This is a genomic window from Acidobacteriota bacterium (genome assembly GCA_040752675.1).
In the GTDB taxonomy this organism is placed as follows: domain Bacteria; phylum Acidobacteriota; class Polarisedimenticolia; order JBFMGF01; family JBFMGF01; genus JBFMGF01.
On the sequence record JBFMGF010000019.1, the window covers coordinates 1 to 17,220 of the forward strand.

Below are 17,220 nucleotides of genomic sequence, written 5' to 3' on the forward strand. Positions count from 1 at the left end.
TAGTATTTAGTTTTCACGCATTTTTGAGGTTTAAGGGATGATTATGGGGGAAGCTGGAAGGCCATCAAGATGATCTTCTGCTGTAACTTACAATGGTTGCTTTGGATCTTTGAGAAAAAGCTGGCTACTGTCTGAACCGCAGCTATTATAAGGACCAGCTTGACATGGGAATATATATGACTATAATACTAATGTTTAAATGAGGCATCTGAGAGAAAATTCCTGTAAAGAGGTTGATTTTTTCGAAAATGAGGAAGGTGCTTTTTCTAATTGATACCCGTTGTCTTGGTTTTTGCATGAGGAATTTTCATCATCAGAGGTCGATAGCATGAAACAGATATACATGGACCATAATGCGACAACGCCGCTGGACCGGGAAGTCCTCGATGCGATGATGCCATATCTGACTGAGCATTTTGGAAACCCATCGAGCTCTACGCATATCTTCGGGAAAATCGCAAGGGATGCCGTTGAAGAGGCGAGAGGGAAAGTCGCCAGGCTGATCAATGCAAGAGATGCGGATATTGTATTCACGAGCGGGGCTACGGAATCTGATAACATGGCCATCAAAGGAGTCGCCTGGGCCAGAAGGGAAGAAGGAAACCACATCATCACATGCAAGGTTGAACATAAGGCTGTCCTGGATTCCTGCAAATGGCTGGAGAAAGAAGGATTCCAGGTTACTTATCTTCCTGTCGATAGATATGCGATGGTGGATCCGGATGACGTCAGGAAAGCCATCACGGACAAGACTGTTCTCGTTTCCATAATGCATGCAAACAGTGAGGTAGGCACAATCGAGCCGATCAAGGAGATCGGTGAGATAACATCGGAGAGAGGAGTGGCATTTCACTGTGATGCCGTCCAGGCCGTGGGGAAGATCCCGGTGGACGTTGAAAATCTGAAGGTCGACTTCCTTTCCATATCTGGCCATAAGATCTATGGGCCTAAAGGGGTGGGAGCTCTCTACATCAGGAAAAGAGTCAAGATGGTTCCCCTAATGACGGGTGGGGGGCAAGAGAGGCAAAGACGTTCGGGAACCCTCAATGTTCCAGGGATAGTCGGGTTGGGGAAAGCCTGCGAGACTGCAATGAGAGATATGGAGAAAGAATCCAGAAGGCTAGTCGCCCTCAGGACCAGGCTTCTGGAAGGAATCATGAACCGGATCGACCATGTATATCTCAATGGCCATCCCGAGAATAGGATCCCCAATAACCTGAACCTCAGCTTTGATTATGTGGAAGGGGAAGGCTTGATCATGTCTCTCAAGAATGTGGCCGTGTCGAGCGGCTCGGCGTGCACATCTCAGACCCTGGAACCTTCCTATGTCCTGAGAGCCATGGGAATTCCTGATGCCACGGCGCACTCATCAGTAAGGTTTGGCCTGGGGAAATCCAATAGTGAGGAAGATGTAGATTACGTTATCGACCTTCTGGAAAAGGGAGTCAGAAGGTTGAGAGCCATCTCTCCTCTGGTCTGAGATTATTTTCTGGCTACCTTCGACGTAAAGCTGGATGCAATGACCCTGAAGAAGGGGAACCGAAACGATATCAGAAAGGTGGAATGCGGGAATGCACGGTTTCAGTGATTACAGCGACAAGGTTCTAGATCATTACGAAAATCCAAGGAATGTCGGTGAGATAGAGAACCCAGATGCCTCCGCCACGGTGGGGAATCCTGCCTGCGGAGACCTCATGAAAATGACCTTTCGGATCGTCGACCGTGTAATCGTTGACGTAAAGTTCAAGACCTTCGGTTGCGGAGCCGCCATCGCAACAAGCTCCATGGCAACAGAGTTGATCAAGGGAAAGACCCTCGAGGAAGTGGAAGAGCTTACGGACAAAGCTGTGGCAGAGGCGCTTGGCGGGCTACCAGCGATCAAAATGCACTGCTCGGTTCTTGCCGAGGACGCCGTCAAAGCAGCGCTGGAGGACTACTACAAGAAACATCCGGAAGATAGAAGATGAAAAGCGGTTGATGCATTGATCGCATCGGACATGGAAGAGAAGGGGAAAATAGAAAAATGGTTCGGGAAGGTACCCAAGTACCGGATTCTGTATTCTTTTCTCGCCGTCCTCATCTTCGTCAGCCTGACGCCTCTCGCCACAGTTGCGTGGAAACTGGTCGACATCAACAAGGAAGCTCTGAAAACATTCCAGCAACAATACCAGCTGCTCCTCGCCTCTTCGATAGCTCACAAGATCGATTCTGCGATCGATGGATACCGTGAACGACTGTCCATTATTGACGATAACCTTAGATCCCTGATAAAAAAGAAGCTGCTTCACGATCTTTCCCCGGCAGCTCTCCAGCAGGAAATCTTCCCATTTCTCGGTGGCGATTTCGTCATGATCCGGCTGATGCTTCCTGATGGGCAAAACGTCACGGCTTCGGTAAAAGAACCCTACGAAGGCCAGAACCTGATCACACAGGAGATAGAGAAAACCATAGCAAAGTCAATGTCAGGCGATGTTGCTTACTGGGAAGAGGATTTCCCGATCGGCAGTTCTATCTTCAGGATGCCTTCCGGAAAGATCTTCTTTGCCCTATCGGCTCCGGTTTCTTTTTCGGAGATGGGGATAGGATACGTCTCCGGTCTCACCGACATGGAGAATCTCTGGAATAATGTTCTCGAAGAGAGCAAGAAGACTGGATATACCATCTTCGTTCTAGATTCATCCGGAAACTTGATCGCTCACTCAGATCCGAATAAAATCTCTGAAGGGGCAAACCTCAGGAACCTTGCGATCGTCAAGAGATTTCTAGAAACCAGGGGGAGGAGCAAGGAGACATCGGCGTTCATCGACAATGTGAACGGTGAGCTGGTGAGGTTTCTCGGAAGCTACGAGATGACCAGGAATGGCTGGGGAATCTTCATCAAGGTCGAGGAGAAGAAAGCCTATTCTCTCATCGGAGAGATCATCAAGAGCACGTTCATCTGGTCTCTCGGTGTGATCCTCCTTGCCATCATCGTCGGCGTCGTCTTTGCGGGCGGGATCAGCCGGCCGATAAATCTGCTGGCGTCGAGCAGCCAGAAGTTTGCAAACGGCGAATTCTCGGTGAGGGCACAGGTCCGAACCAGAAATGAGATAGGCCAGCTTGCCGCCACTTTCAATTACATGGCCGAAGAGCTGCAACGGTACATCGATAAGTTGAAGGAGGCACTTAACGAGAACAATCAGCTCTTTCTGGGGACAATCCGTGTGCTTGCCAATGCCATAGATGAAAAAGATCCTTACACCCGCGGTCATTCGGTGAGGGTGAACAAATATTCAGTCGTCATTGCAAAATACATGGGACTCTCCGCAGATGATATCAGGGATATCCATGTGGCTTCTCTCCTTCACGATGTCGGAAAGATCGGGATCGACGATGCCATTCTCAGGAAGCCGTCCATCCTGACAGGGGATGAGTATGACCTCATGAAGCAACACACGGTCAAGGGGGCCAATATCATGCTCCCGATCAAATACATGGAGAAGATCATTCCAGCTATGAAGTATCACCATGAGAAATACGGAGGTGGTGGGTATCCCGAGGATCTCAAGGGCGAGGAGATCCCCCTCACAGCGAGAATCATACATGTGGCCGATACATTTGATGCGATGACGACCGATCGACCTTACCAGAAGGCCGTTACTTTTGACGATGCCGTTGCAAGGTTGAACGAGATGAAGGAATGGGATTGCGACCCGAAAGTCGTGGAGGCCTTCAACAGAGCGTATCAGAACAATGAATTCAAACTGGAAGCCGAATCCAGCAAACCATCCTCTTATTAGTAATAAGGGCAGGATTACAACAACCATTCGAATGTGCGGATGAGTCAAGCATCCTGCCTGCCGTGAATCAGTTGGGCCATGTATCTTTCGCGGACACGACGAAAAAAGAAAAGTGCAAGTTCGGTCCTGTAATCTTTGAACGTCCATGGATTGCTGAGAAAGTTGCCTTTCGTATACACGAGCGTCACTTCGGCAAAGATCCCGCCGCCCAGATATATCCGGTGGGAGAAGTTCTTTGTAGAAGCGAGGACAAGCTTGGATCGGCCGATGTAGCCAGGGTCAAGATTGACCAACCGTAATCTCTTTCCCTTTTCTTCCTCTGAAAATTCATCCTCCAGCTCATTCGTCCTTTTCTTGATTTCGGGAAGCCTTTCCCTCTCCATCAGATCACCGAAGCTGACGAAGAACTTTTTTAGAGGAAGCTTCATCTTCGTGCTGTAATAGTCCGTGAATAGAAAGGGATAGACATCGCTCTTCAAATCGATCCGCCCGAGCAAGGATTCCAGTCGTTCTATGACCGGGTCAAGGGATACTGATTCCGAGAAAAGAATGGCGCAGATCGGTTTGACAGGGGGAGGATAATGAATCTCACCCATGCTTGTGTCCGGATGGCTCTTCATCGAGGGCTTCGACATCCCAGCCGTTCTTGAGATTTCGGATCAGCCAGTTTACGTTGTCATACTGTTTCATTCGTTCCCTTGATGGTGCCCTCATGATCCTGGTCTTTATTTCCCTGAGATCGTCTATGGCATCCTTCCCCAATAGCTTGACGATCGCCATGATGGCGGAGAATGGCTCTCCATCGTAACGCCGCAGGCAATCCTTAAGCGCCTTTACAGATGACTTACTCCCCAACTCCCCAAGAACCCAGGCGGCATTCTCCCTTGCCGGATAAACGTCTTTCTCGTCGTAGACATCGTTCGTCAACAGGTCTTCCAGGAAGGGAACGGCAGATTGGTCCTTGAGCTTGCCGAGGGCTTTCGGGATAGCGGATGCCGCATCGATATCCATCCTTCCAAAAGCCTCGATCAGCGCCGCTGTAGCGGAGCGGTCACCCAATCTTGCCAGCATCTCTATAGCAACTGTCTGATCCGCCAGGTTTCCGTTCTGGAGCGTTTCGATCCATTTCTTCACATCTTTCCCGTTGGCAATTTTGAGTGAAAGATCGTGAATCGTCCCGCTAAAATAATTCTTGAGTTCGGTATCCAGAATCTTGGAAGAAAGCTCCTTAAGAGCTTCAATCGTTTTTTCGTTACCAAGCTCGGAAAGTGCGAGAAGAGTCTCAAAGACAATGTTCCTGTATTCAGGGTTCGCTTCACCATCTGCCACGGCTCCTTTCAGGATGGAGAGGATTGCCGGATTTGACTTAATTGAATGCATCCTGGCGAGGGCTCTAATAGCTTCTCTTTGTATGATCCATCTCGTGTCATTTAAAACTTTGATGAGATGGGTTTCAGCATCTCGCTCCATGAGCTTTTCGTAAGCATTTACCGCAGCCATACCCACCCGTGTGTCCATATCTTTAATCTTTTTCCTGAGAGTTTCCGATCCTGCCTTATTTCCTGACTTTCCGATACATTCTATTGCGATTATACGCGCTGAAACATCCTGATCGCTAGCCCCTATGAGGAGTGTTTCAAAAGCTTCCCGTTCGCCATAAACACCAAGTGACATTAACGATTTCACCCTGACCATAACGACCGGGTCTTCCACTGCCAATTTGCATAATTTCTTTATGGCTTTCCTATCTCTAAGGTAATACATTGCTTCTGCAGAGCTCTCTCTCAGGAGGTCTGCGCTGTTGTCCAGGAAGGGAGTGATGAATTCAGAGGTGGACGGATCTCCTATCTGGGCAAGGGCTCCTATGGCGAGCGATTTCACCTTGTCGTCAGGATGCTCGAGAAGAGATTTGAGGAACGGAATGGCTCTTGCGCTAGCGACCTTTCCAAGGGCAGAAACAGCTCCGTAAATTTTTTTCTCATCCTTGTAACGCTGGACGACTTCTATGAGGGGATCTACAGCCTGATCTCCAAGGAATGTGGCACAGGCTCCGATGTAATTTATGGATCCTCCGGCGACCGTTCTGCTGGCAGCATGGGGACCCTGCATTACGAGAGGGATGCAGTTCGGGTCTCCAAGCAATCCTAGAGAAAAACATATTGAGGATTTCAGGTTAGTTCCAGCCTCTTCTTCTTCCTCTTCGAGTCGTGGAAGAAGCCTGTAGAGATGGGGTAGTACTCTTCTGTCTCCGATGATTCCCAGACAATACATCGCTGCAGCCATGGAAAACGGATCCGCCTTTTCCATCTCAGTGATGAGTGCTGGAACGGCGGGCTTTCCAAGCTTGATGAGAGCCTGAACGATATCCCAGTTCGTCATGTCTCTCTGACGGCTCGGGAGCTTCAGCATCTCGGTTAATCTTGCCACTTCTCTTGCCGCCTTCCGTTCCTGTTCCAGGATCTCCTGCGATTGGCTTTCGGGAGGCTGTTCAGATGGCGTCGCAGGCTGCTCCTTTATGGGAGACTCATTTTCCTGATCTGCAAGAGCGCAAGAAGGGTGAAGAGAGAAAAGCCAGAAACCAAGGAAAAGATCAAGACAAAGAATAACAGAAAGATAAAGATTCTTTTTCAATGTACGTCTCCAGGATCTATCACTTGGGTGCCAGGATTTCTCTCGATGCGACGAGTCTCTGGATCTGGTTCGTTCCCTCGTAGATTTGCATGAGCTTGGCATCCCGCATCAGTTTCTCGACAGGGTAGTCTTTGGTGTATCCGTAGCCACCGTGGATCTGAACGGAGTTCGTCGTTACCCGCATTGCGACGTCGGAAGCAAAGGTCTTGCAGAGCGCCGAGATCTCGGAGTTCTTCATCTTTCTGTCGGACATCCAGGCAGCTTTCCAGACAAGAAGCCTGGCCGCTTCGATATCCTGTTTCATGTCGGCCAGCATGAAGGAGATCGCCTGATTTCTCGCGATAGGCCCGCCGAATTGAACTCTTGTCTTTGCGTATTCCAGTGAATATTCGAAGGCAGCCTGTGCGATCCCGACAGAGGCTGCTCCTACGATGGGACGGGTCTTATCCAGAGTCTTCATGGCATAGACAAATCCCATCCCCTCTCTTCCGATCAAGTTATCTTTTGGAACGACAACGTCGTCGAAGAATATCTCAGCCGTATTGGAAGAGCGTTGGCCCATCTTGTCCTCGTGCTTTCCGATGGTGATCCCCTTAGAATCCCTGGGGACCCAGAAGGTGGATAGCCCTCTGGCTCCGCGTTCTTTATCCGTGACAGCAAAGACGGTGAAAAAGCTGGCATACCCGCCATTCGTTATGAAGCATTTGGAGCCGTTAATGATGTACTCATCACCTTTTCTGATAGCCTGAGTCGCCAGCGATCCGGCATCAGAACCCGCTCCTCGTTCCGTCAGGCAGAACGAAGCCATGTTGAAATCGTGGGCAAAAGGGATGAGGAATTTCTTCTTCTGCTCTTCCGTGGCGCCTGTGAGAAGAGGTTCAAGGGCAAGGCCGTTGCACATAAGAGAGGTTCCTATCCCGGCGCATCCCCATGAGATCTCTTCCGAGATCAAAACCGCTTCCAGCGCTCCTATACCAACTCCGCCATAGTTTTCTGGTATAGTGGCGTTCATGAGCCCTATCTCCCATCCCTTCCTCATGATATCCATGGGGAAATCTCCGGTTTTATCGTAATGGGAAGCCACTGGTCTGATCTCATTGGTGGCGAAATCCCTGGCTAGCTGCTGAAATTCCCTCTGTTCCTCTGTCAATTCAAAGTCGATCATGGTGACCTCTTTCTGCAATATTATCAATAAATTATAAATGAAACTCGAGAAAAAACAAGAAATTGCAATGAGATTACAAAATCTGTAGTCGGGTGTATAATAAAATTTAATTTATCTTATGAATGTAATAAACAAGAGGGAGGCCTAATATGTTTAAAAAGAGATTTATCATAACAGTTTTGAACCTTTCCATCCTTATCGCTATTTTCTCTTCCTGCCAGAAAGGAGAGAAAAAAGAAGGGATAGTCAGCAAGTCAGAGGAAGCTATCAATAAGCTTTACAGCGAGCATCCCTCTTACGCTCTCTATGCGGTAGAGGTCATCAAGGATGTTCCTTCTCCCTTTGCCGTCGATCTGATTCACCGTGCTCTCGAGGGGACAAACTGGGATTCTAAGATGGCTGCCATACGGGCAGTCAGAGAGAGGAAGGACAGAACTGCCATCCCCATCCTCAAGAAGATCTATTCTGAGGGAGTGGAAGTGGACAAGGTCGCGGCTGCTCTCTCCCTGGCAAGAATGGGTGACGAAGATGTCATTCCATTCTTGGAAGAGAAAGCAGTTGAAGCGGGAGGAGTGTTGAATCCCGAGGTGATCATTTTCTTGACCGGGAGAGGGAACGAATCGTTCCTTCCCGCGTTGAAGAAAAAGCTCGAGAGCAAGAGCATCGATGAGCGCAACGAGGTCTACATCCTTCTCGGGAGGATCAAGAAACCGTGGGCACTCGATATTCTGAAAGAGGCCTTCAAGAAGGAATGGGGTGTGAATTTGAGAGAGCCGATCGTTGCCATCGGAAAGGTCGGGGGCCCTTCCGAGGCGAAGCTTATCACGCCATATATAAACACCCAGGGTCTTTCCCTGGAGACGATGTCAGCCCTCGGAAGCCTCAAGGATGAAGGGACAAGAGAGGAATTGAAAAAGTTTCTGAAGCACGAGAAGAAGTACGCGAGACTATATTCGGCCGCCGCCCTCTGGCGGATGGGAGAAAAGAATGTCAACAGGGTCATCGAGGAGCTGATGCAGGATAGCGACCCCGCCTTCAAAGGAGAAATGGCGGAGCAACTGTCCAGAGTGGAAGACCCTAATGTGCTTCCATATCTTGGAGCTCTTGCCTCTGACCCTGATGAGAAGGTGAGAAAAGTCGCCTTGAGGAATCTCAAGGAGAGGATGGATCCCGCGCTCATAAAGATTCTTCTCGACGGCATCAATGATACGAATTACGAAGCAGCGGTTATTGCCATAGACGGCGTGGGCAAGGTGGGGGAGAGAGATTCCATCCCTCAATTAGAGCCTCTCCTTTCCAGCGAGAATCCATACATCGTCATCAGCGCCGCTGCTGCAATCATAGAGATGGCTGCAAGGCATCCACTCAAATAGGACTTTTCAACTTTATTTAAAAATTGGGTTGATTTTCGCTTTACTTTCGCTTATATTATCGGCAGGTAGGAGATAACCGTTTGGGAGGAGAAAATGATACTCACAAAGAGACAGAAAGAGGCTCTGGACTTCATAAAAGGGTTCATCGAATCAAAAGGATATGCCCCCAGCCTCAAGGAAATAGGGAGAGGACTCAGGCTTTCCTCTGTGGCAACCGTTCATAAGCATGTCTCCCACCTGGTTAAGAAGGGGTTAGTGAAGAGGAAGTGGAATCAGAACAGGAGCATCGAGATCCTTCCGGAAAAGGTCATGAGGATGAGTGCCGAGATCCCGCTCCTGGGGATGGTTGCTGCAGGAAAACCGATAGAGGCTGTACTGCAGGAAGAGTTCATAGAGATACCACCGGGGATGGTCAAGTCAGGGAAAAGCTATGTCCTAAGAGTCAAAGGGAACTCTATGATAGACGAGCAGATACGGGACGGGGATTATGTGATTGTCGAGGAGAGGAGTGTCGCAGAGAACGGGGAGACCGTCGTCGCCCTCCTTGAGAACGGAGAGGTGACGCTGAAAAAGTTTTACAAGGAGAAGGACCAAGTAAGGCTGCAACCTGCAAATCCAGAGATAGCGCCGATCTTTGTGAAGAAGGGGGACATGAGGATTCAGGGTGTAGTCATCGGCATTCTCCGCAAGTATTGAAGCAATATGAACAGGTGGATCGCACATATCGACCTTGATGCTTTCTTCGTCTCGGTGGAGGTGGTCTTGAACCCTTCCCTTAAGGGGAAGGCCGTAATCGTGGGTGGAGACCCTGATGTTGGAAGAGGCGTGGTCGCTGCTGCATCGTACCAGGCAAGGAAATTCGGGATTCACTCCGCCATGCCTATCTCGAGAGCAAAGAGACTCTGCCCCCATGCCATATTTCTGCGGGGAAACCATAAACTTTATTCAAGGGCGTCCGAGGCGGTTTTCAGGATTGTCGGGAACTATACCCCTTTCCTCGAGGTCGTCTCCATAGATGAAGCTTACCTCGATCTTTCAGGATTCGAGAGGCTTTACGGGCATCCCCTGAAAGCCCTCGAAAGGATGAAACTTGAAGTCAAAGAAAAACTCCATCTGACCATGTCGGCGGGGCTCGCGTCAAACAGACTCCTCGCCAAGGTCGCCTCGGCAGAGGCAAAGCCTGACGGGATTATCTGCATCTTGCCAGGATACGAGGAGTCCTTCCTGGCGCCACTTCCGATTGAGAAACTTCCCGGCGTCGGCGAGAAGATGAAAGAGAGACTCAACCTCATCGGGGTGAAGAAGGTGCGAGACATCGTTGTCATAGGGGAAGAGCTGATGGAGACAATCTTCGGAGAGACGGGGGTTTCTCTCTACTGGAGGGCCAGAGGGAAGGGAGATGACAGGATTGATATGGATGACTCAATGCCTAAATCTGTGGGGCACGAGACGACCTTCGACGAGGACAGCAATGACGTTGATTTCCTTGAGAACAACATCTACTATCTCGCGGAGAAGGTCGGTCGGCGATTGAGAAAGAAGGGGCTGAGAGGATACACCATCACCCTCAAGCTAAGGTATTCGGACTTCGTGACGCTCACAAGGTCGCAGACCATCCCGGAAGCCACCAACTTCGACGCCGCAATCTTTCAGGTGGCGAGTGCGCTTTTCAGGAAAGGGTACACGAGAAGAATGAAGGTGAGGCTCCTTGGCGTCTCTGTTTGCAATATCACCTCGAATCCATGGCAGCTCGGACTCTTCACCCCAGCCTTCCAGTTGAAACTGAAGGACCTTTACAGAGGCATCGATCAAGTGAGAGAGAAGTACGGGTTCGATTCTCTCTCGTGTGGACGCTCCAACTTTCTCCGCGTTATCGGACATTGATCTTTTTATATTGTCAGTTAAGCTAACACCAATTGAGCTCTAAAAACTTGATTGTATGGTGCATCAACTCCCGCATCTCAGCAAGAAATTTCTCTTCTTTTATGATCCCATCAATATTTAACTAAATTCAATCTGTTTGTTCTTCGATCACGCTACCTTGTCATGTTTCCGAGATGCATCTGCTACAACTGAACACAGCCCTCCAATAAAGATGCACAAAACACCTGTGCAACCATAAATTGTGCTGACGATCGGTGATGTGCCTGTCCATTTTCCGAATATGGAAGCGAGGATCAGAGCCACACCAACCATAATCGGAGCTCTAAGCCAAATGAACATTTCTATTTTACTCATTTGAAGCCCTCCATATTATTTCTGTCCGATAACTTTGCCGGAGAGTATGCGCAGCTTACCCCAGGCCACCTCAAACCTGCGTTATGAACACCTCATCATGAAGCCGCTGCTTTATCTCTTCCGGTGATGCACACTCAAAAAATAGTTCTAAAGCCTCCTGAAGATTGTTGCGAGCTTGCTCAATAGTTTCTCCTTGGCTCTATATCCAACTCAGGCATAATGAGATATATCCATTGCCTTCACGTTCAATTATTGCAGTAAGTTTCATTGCCGACCCCTTTATTCATGCATTCAATGATTGTATTGTACCACCGTAACGGATAGGAATTTCTTTCTTCCCACCTGTAGGCATTTCGGCCGTTTCCCTGGGATTGATCTGCTCATGATACCGATGAACTTCTTAAATTACTCTAATCTTGTAGGAAAGTGATTGTCAAGGGGTAGAGAAGAAAAACCCTTTCTGCAAATTCTTGGGAGATCCAAGTGGCAGCTGCGGTATACAGTAGTTTGTTATCCTAGTTTCTTCTTCCAGACCATCAATGCTTTCCTAACCTCGCTTGGAGCAGTGGAGCCTGAAGATTTCTTCCGTTGCACAGAAGCTTGCATAGTGAGAACCCGGTATACATCATTTCCGAAGAGCTTTGAATGTCTCTGGTAGTCCTTGAGAGGTAATTCCTTCAGCAAGATACCCTTATCTGTACAGAGTTGAACGATATCCCCCACAATCGAATGAGCCTTTCGGAATGGCAAACCCTTGTGAACTAAGTAATCTGCGAGCTCAGTTGCAAGAAGATAATCTGTATGTGAGGTTTCGCCAAAACGTTTAGCTTTAAACCTCACCGTCCTCAACATCATTGCGCAGACGTTAAGGCAGCCGGTAACAGTATCGGTGGCGTCGAATAGAGGCTCTTTGTCTTCCTGCAGATCACGGTTGTAGGCGAGAGGCAGTCCTTTCATCACTGTAAGAAGCGTCATTAAATCTCCGTATACTCTTCCCGTCTTGCCCCTGATAAGTTCTGCAATGTCAGGATTTTTCTTTTGTGGCATGATACTGCTGCCGGTCGTGAATGCATCTCCAATTTCGGCAAATTGCCATTCCTGCGAACTCCACAAAACCAGTTCTTCCGCAAAGCGACTCAAATGCATCATCGTTATTGCACAGGTTGAAATGAATTCAATTTGAACGTCACGATCACTGACCGCGTCAATACTGTTCTCGATAATACTCCTGAAGCCAAGTTGTCTGGCGGTAATCTTTCGTTCGATAGGAAATGAAGTTCCTGCTAATGCCGCAGCACCAAGAGGGGAACGATTCACTCGCTTCAGACAATCATCAAATCGCTCATAGTCTCTATCTAACATTGAGACATATGCCAACAGGTGGTGAGCAAACATGATCGGCTGAGCACGCTGGAGATGAGTATATCCAGGTATAATGACATCGTCGTATTGTTCCGCCTTCGCAACGAAAGTTTTTTGTAGCTTACGAAGCAATTCCTGAACGGCAAGAATCGTTTGCCTGAGATACAAGCATTCATCCAGTGCAATCTGGTCGTTCCGGCTTCGGGCGGTGTGAAGTTTTCCTCCAAGTTCACCAATTTTTTCAATTAAACGATGTTCAATTGCCATGTGAATGTCTTCGGCAACAAACCGCTTTCCTTTCGCCCGCCTGTCCTCGAATTCGAATTTACCTGAATCTATCTCACGTTTAATCTGATGTAGTGCCTTTTGAATTGCTGATGCCTCGCGCTTGGAAATAATCTTTTGTTTCGCTAGCATCGTGACATGAGCAAGGCTTCCCTCGATATCCTCTCGATATAATCGTTTATCGATTTCCAAAGAAGAGGAAAATTGTAAAGCCTTAGGATAAAGCCTTTTTCGAAATCGTCTGCTCCGGAGTGCCATATAAGGAATGAAAAATTAAGAATGGATTTTTAAAGAGGAGCGCTTCTTACAAGCTACATCGTTGCCTTGCACTTGATAAAATGTTTTTAAGGGCAAGCCAAAAATCTTAATGAAACCTTCCGACGCTTTATGATCAAACTGATCTTTTTCTGAGTATGTTGCGAGTGCTGGATTATACAGAGAATGTTTTGAATCTCTTCCTGCAATAGTCACGCTTCCTTTGAAGAGTTTCACGTTGACAACACCAGAGACTGATTCTTGTGTTTCCTCAACAAATGCATCCAGTGCCTTTTTTAATGGTGAATACCATAGACCATTATAGACCAAGTTTGAATACTCCTGAGCGAGTTGTGTCTTGAAGTGGAAGACAGATTTGTCCAGCGTTAAGCGTTCAAGCTCGATGTGTGCAAAATGTAGAATCGTAGCAGCTGGAGCTTCGTAAATTTCTCGAGATTTGATTCCTATAAGACGATTCTCGACGAGATCGATGCGTCCAACGCCGTGTTTGCCACCGATGTCGTTCAGGGAGTGGAGCAATTGAACGCTATCGAATCTCTTCCCCTGGAATCTAATAGGAATTCCGTGTTCGAACTCAATCGAAACATATTCAGGCTTGTTTGGCGCCTCCTCAGGTGCAACAGTCCGTTGATACGCATCAGCTGGCGGTTCGACCATTGGATCCTCGAGAACGCCACACTCAATGCTTGTCCCCCAAATATTCTCATCGATGGAGTATGGATTGGAAACTGTCGCAGAAACAGGAATGCCATGTTTCTTTGCATAGACAATTTCCTCTTCACGGGATTTGAACTCCCATTCCCTCAATGGCGCAAGCACCTTCAAATCAGGTGCGAGAGCTGCAATCGAAACTTCAAACCGCACTTGATCATTTCCTTTCCCCGTGCAGCCGTGTGCAACCATCGTTGCCCCCTCTTCTCTCGCAACATCGACAAGCATTTTTGCCAGCAGCGGTCGCCCGAGTGAAGTTGCCATCGGATACACTTTCTCATACAACGCATCAGCCTTGAGCGCAGGGAAAATATAGTTCTCAACAAATTCCTCTGTCAGATCCTGAATGTACACTTTCGATACGCCAGTCTGCAATGCTTTCTCTCTGATCCCATTAAGCTCTTTTCTCTGTCCCAGATTTCCTGTTGCGGTGATGATCTCAGCATTATGTTTTTCCATCAACCAGCTTACCATAACGGATGTATCGAGTCCACCCGAATACGCTACAACAATTTTCTGTTTCTTCATTACGCTCCTTCGATGAGTTTTTCTCTGAGAAATTTCATGATGACCTTCGTTTTATGATAAGATGCTGGCACAACCAGGAGGGTGTTATCTCCTGCAATGGTGCCAATAATATCAGGATTTTTTTGTATGTCGATAAATTCTGCCACTGCATTTGCACAACCGGGTAATGTTTTTACAACAACCATGCTTTCGTTGGAATGAATGGAAAGTACTTCAGCTCCGACAATCGGACGTAAGATTTTTGCCTCTGCCACAGGTTGAAGTTCATATCTCCCACCAGTCTCGGAGGTCACCCAACTGACGCCAAGCTCATGGAGATCGCGCGAAAGTGTAGCCTGTGTTACGCTAAATCCACGTTTCTTAAGCTCAATACGCAATTCATCCTGACTGGAGATCGAGCGCTCAGTGATAATCTGTTTGATAGCGAAATGCCGTGCTTGTTTCAACATCATCTCGTTTCAGCGATCGCCTACGGCGGAGTATTATGGGAAGAACGTATCAACTCTGTACCCATACCTTCATTCGTAAATATCTCAAGAAGCAACGCATGCTTGACTCGCCCATCAATCAAGTGGACTTTAGCCACACCGACATCGAGTGCTTTGGACGCCGAACGAATCTTGGGTATCATCCCATTTGTGATGATACCCTGGTCGATGAATCGATCAGCTTCAGACTGCAAGATAGTGTGAATGAGATGACCATCAAGCATTAAGCCTGCAACATCGCTCAGATAGACAAGCTTCTCGGCACGCAATGCCGCCGCGATACTTGCTGCTGCAACATCTGCATTGATGTTATATGCTTCGCATCCTTCATTTACTCCTATTGGCGCAATCACCGGCAACATGTTATTATTCAATAGAAAATCCAGAAAAGACGTATTGACCTCAACTACCTCACCCACATAGCCAAGATCGATTCCGTCCTCAACATATTTTGTAACACGTAGAAGATTTGCATCAATACCGGACAGACCCACCGCTTCACCACCATGTCGGTTGATCCGTGCCACAATATTTTTGTTCGTCTTGCCTGTAAGTACCATCTGGGCGACCTTCATCGTCTCTCGATCAGTGTATCGATAACCACGAACAAAGGTTGTAGACAATCCAAGCTTTTCTGAAAGCTCCGTCACCTCCTTCCCACCGCCGTGGACAAGGACCACCTTGATGCCAGTCTTTTTCAAAAATGTAACATCTTGTGCGAATGTCTCTTTCAGCTCTTCATCGATCATTGCTGCACCACCATACTTGATGACAAACGTTTTCCCTTCAAATTGTGAAATGTATGGAAGAGCTTCGACGAGTACTTCGGTTTTTGGAAGTGATGTCATGGTTCTCCTTAAGTTCTGTAATTGGCGTTAATAGCCACGTATTGTTGGGAAAGGTCGCAAGTCCAGACAGACGCTGAAGCAGTTCCTTGATTCAGATTGACAGTAATTCTAATTTCCTTTTGTCTTAAAATTTCCTTCGCTCGCCGTTCAGAAAAATCAATCGCGTAGTGCTGCCGAAGGATTGGAATATCGTCGAAGAATATCTCAACTGCTTCCGGCTCGAAATCGATACCTGAATACCCAACTGCTGCAAGAATTCTTCCCCAGTTGGCGTCTTCGCCATGAATTGCTGTTTTTACGAGATTAGAATTTGCAATCGATTTCGCAGCTTGAACTGCTGAAGATTCCATTGGCGCGCCCGTTACCCGGATTTCTATAAACTTTGTTGCACCTTCTCCATCCATAACAATCATCTTCGAGAGCTTTACCAGCAAATACTCTAGTGCATCATAGAAAATTCGGTATGCAGGATCATCCTCACTGGTTAGCATCCTGTTCCTTGCCAAACCGTTTGCAAGTACAATCACCATATCATTCGTGCTTGTGTCCCCATCAACGGTTATGCGATTGAACGAATGGTCAGCTGCTCGTTTTAAGGATGACTGAAGAAGTTGGGCAGTAATGTTGGCATCCGTCGTAATGAAAGCAAGCATCGTCGCCATGTTCGGTGCAATCATGCCAGATCCTTTAGCCATTCCTCCGATGGTGACTTCCACATCATCAAGCTTGATCTTTATCGCACACTCCTTTGGAAATTTATCAGTGGTCATGATCGCCTCTGCAGCTGCTGTGTGTCCATCTTCATCCAACATGAATGCTGCATCTGCAATGCCGGATTCGATCATTTCCATCGGTAAATATTGTCCAATGATACCAGTTGATGACACTAACATTTCATGTTCCTCTATTTCCAAAACCCGTGCACAACATTTGACCATTGTCCATGCGTCGTTCAATCCGCGTTCGCCAGTACACGCATTTGCATTACCACTGTTAATAACGACTGCACGTTTCGTGGGAGAAGATTTCAGTTGGATCCTGTCAACGATTACAGGTGCCGCAGGTACTTTATTGGTAGTGAAAATTGCGGCTGCCACTGCAGGAGCTTTAGAATATATCAGTGCTATATCTTTTCTCCTCTTTTTGATTCCGCAGTTAACGCCCGCGGCTATGTAACCCCGCGGGCTCGTAACACCGTGTGAACACTCTGTGAACATTCGATATCTCTCCTCTCTATCGTAAACCTGACTCTTGTGGTAGTTCAAACATGATATTCATGTTTTGAATAGCTTGACCTGCTGCTCCTTTTGTTAGGTTGTCAATCACAGATATTACTTTGAGGTAATTCGTCCGCAGATCAACTGCAATGCCGATATCACAATAGTTTGTATAGACCACATCCTTAATTTGACCTAAATTGAGCGATTCTTGTTATGAATGGTAGTTTACCCACCTCCATACATGGATTCAAGGACCCCGCGGCTTGGGAAGCCCATTTTGATAAGTCAATGGAGGATGATTTTTCTTCCCATCAGA

Annotated in this window: 14 protein-coding genes and 2 pseudogenes; 6 read left to right on the top strand and 10 right to left on the bottom strand. The window is 47.6% G+C overall.

Going from position 1 to position 17,220, the window contains the following annotated elements:
* The first annotated feature begins 328 nt into the window (after window positions 1–328).
* The 3 genes from nifS to AB1756_02155 all read left to right on the top strand — a co-directional run bounded on the left by nifS (window position 329) and on the right by AB1756_02155 (window position 3,779).
* On the top strand, window positions 329–1,480 hold the full coding sequence (nifS, locus tag AB1756_02145) for a cysteine desulfurase NifS (GenBank protein ID MEW5806142.1): 1,152 nt from the start codon (window positions 329–331) through the stop codon (window positions 1,478–1,480).
* 91 nt (window positions 1,481–1,571) lie between these two features.
* Window positions 1,572–1,967 (top strand): Fe-S cluster assembly scaffold protein NifU, encoded by a 396-nt coding sequence (nifU, locus tag AB1756_02150; GenBank protein ID MEW5806143.1) that lies wholly within the window; start codon window positions 1,572–1,574, stop codon window positions 1,965–1,967.
* 15 nt (window positions 1,968–1,982) lie between these two features.
* The gene (locus AB1756_02155) at window positions 1,983–3,779 is read left to right on the top strand and encodes an HD domain-containing phosphohydrolase (protein MEW5806144.1); all 1,797 of its coding nucleotides are present in this window, start codon (window positions 1,983–1,985) and stop codon (window positions 3,777–3,779) included.
* Window positions 3,780–3,823: 44 nt separating this feature from the next.
* Here the strand turns inward: AB1756_02155 and AB1756_02160 are convergent, their stop codons facing one another.
* The 3 genes from AB1756_02160 to AB1756_02170 are packed head-to-tail and all read right to left on the bottom strand — an operon-like array spanning window position 3,824 to window position 7,575.
* Entirely contained in the window at window positions 3,824–4,399 is a 576-nt protein-coding gene (locus AB1756_02160) for a DUF4416 family protein (protein ID MEW5806145.1), read from the bottom strand.
* Complete coding sequence (locus AB1756_02165) at window positions 4,368–6,410, bottom strand: HEAT repeat domain-containing protein (protein MEW5806146.1); 2,043 nt, start codon at window positions 6,408–6,410, stop codon at window positions 4,368–4,370. Before AB1756_02165 ends, AB1756_02160 begins: the two co-directional genes overlap by 32 nt.
* A 19-nt stretch (window positions 6,411–6,429) precedes the next feature.
* Entirely contained in the window at window positions 6,430–7,575 is a 1,146-nt protein-coding gene (locus AB1756_02170) for an acyl-CoA dehydrogenase family protein (protein ID MEW5806147.1), read from the bottom strand.
* Between the two features lie 149 nt (window positions 7,576–7,724).
* Between AB1756_02170 and AB1756_02175 the strand changes: the two genes are divergently transcribed.
* The 3 genes from AB1756_02175 (at window position 7,725) to dinB (ending at window position 10,832) form a co-directional block, all read left to right on the top strand.
* Window positions 7,725–8,948 carry a HEAT repeat domain-containing protein gene (locus tag AB1756_02175; GenBank protein MEW5806148.1) on the top strand — a complete coding sequence of 408 codons (1,224 nt, stop codon included), beginning with the start codon at window positions 7,725–7,727 and terminating at the stop codon, window positions 8,946–8,948.
* A gap of 93 nt (window positions 8,949–9,041) precedes the next feature.
* A complete protein-coding gene (gene lexA / locus AB1756_02180) occupies window positions 9,042–9,644 on the top strand; it encodes a transcriptional repressor LexA (GenBank protein MEW5806149.1) in 603 nt (200 codons plus the stop codon).
* A 6-nt stretch (window positions 9,645–9,650) separates the two neighbouring features.
* A complete protein-coding gene (dinB, locus tag AB1756_02185) occupies window positions 9,651–10,832 on the top strand; it encodes a DNA polymerase IV (GenBank protein ID MEW5806150.1) in 1,182 nt (393 codons plus the stop codon).
* Window positions 10,833–11,256: 424 nt separating this feature from the next.
* Here dinB and AB1756_02190 read toward each other — a convergent pair.
* The 7 genes and pseudogenes from AB1756_02190 to argC form a co-directional block, all read right to left on the bottom strand.
* Window positions 11,257–11,454, bottom strand: a pseudogene (locus AB1756_02190) (type II toxin-antitoxin system HicB family antitoxin).
* 242 nt (window positions 11,455–11,696) lie between these two features.
* Window positions 11,697–13,091 (bottom strand): argininosuccinate lyase, encoded by a 1,395-nt coding sequence (gene argH / locus AB1756_02195; protein MEW5806151.1) that lies wholly within the window; start codon window positions 13,089–13,091, stop codon window positions 11,697–11,699.
* Between the two features lie 15 nt (window positions 13,092–13,106).
* Window positions 13,107–14,348, bottom strand: a complete 1,242-nt coding sequence (locus AB1756_02200; protein ID MEW5806152.1) for an argininosuccinate synthase — start codon at window positions 14,346–14,348, stop codon at window positions 13,107–13,109.
* Window positions 14,348–14,800: an arginine repressor gene (gene argR / locus AB1756_02205; protein ID MEW5806153.1), complete on the bottom strand. Its 453-nt coding sequence runs from the start codon at window positions 14,798–14,800 to the stop codon at window positions 14,348–14,350. The genes AB1756_02200 and argR overlap by 1 nt, the downstream gene beginning before the upstream one ends.
* Before the next feature lie 17 nt (window positions 14,801–14,817).
* Entirely contained in the window at window positions 14,818–15,684 is an 867-nt protein-coding gene (argB, locus tag AB1756_02210; protein ID MEW5806154.1) for an acetylglutamate kinase, read from the bottom strand.
* 8 nt (window positions 15,685–15,692) lie between these two features.
* The gene (gene argJ / locus AB1756_02215; GenBank protein ID MEW5806155.1) at window positions 15,693–16,901 is read right to left on the bottom strand and encodes a bifunctional glutamate N-acetyltransferase/amino-acid acetyltransferase ArgJ; all 1,209 of its coding nucleotides are present in this window, start codon (window positions 16,899–16,901) and stop codon (window positions 15,693–15,695) included.
* 16 nt (window positions 16,902–16,917) lie between these two features.
* Window positions 16,918–17,088, bottom strand: a pseudogene (gene argC, locus AB1756_02220) (N-acetyl-gamma-glutamyl-phosphate reductase).
* Window positions 17,089–17,220: the final 132 nt, after the last annotated feature.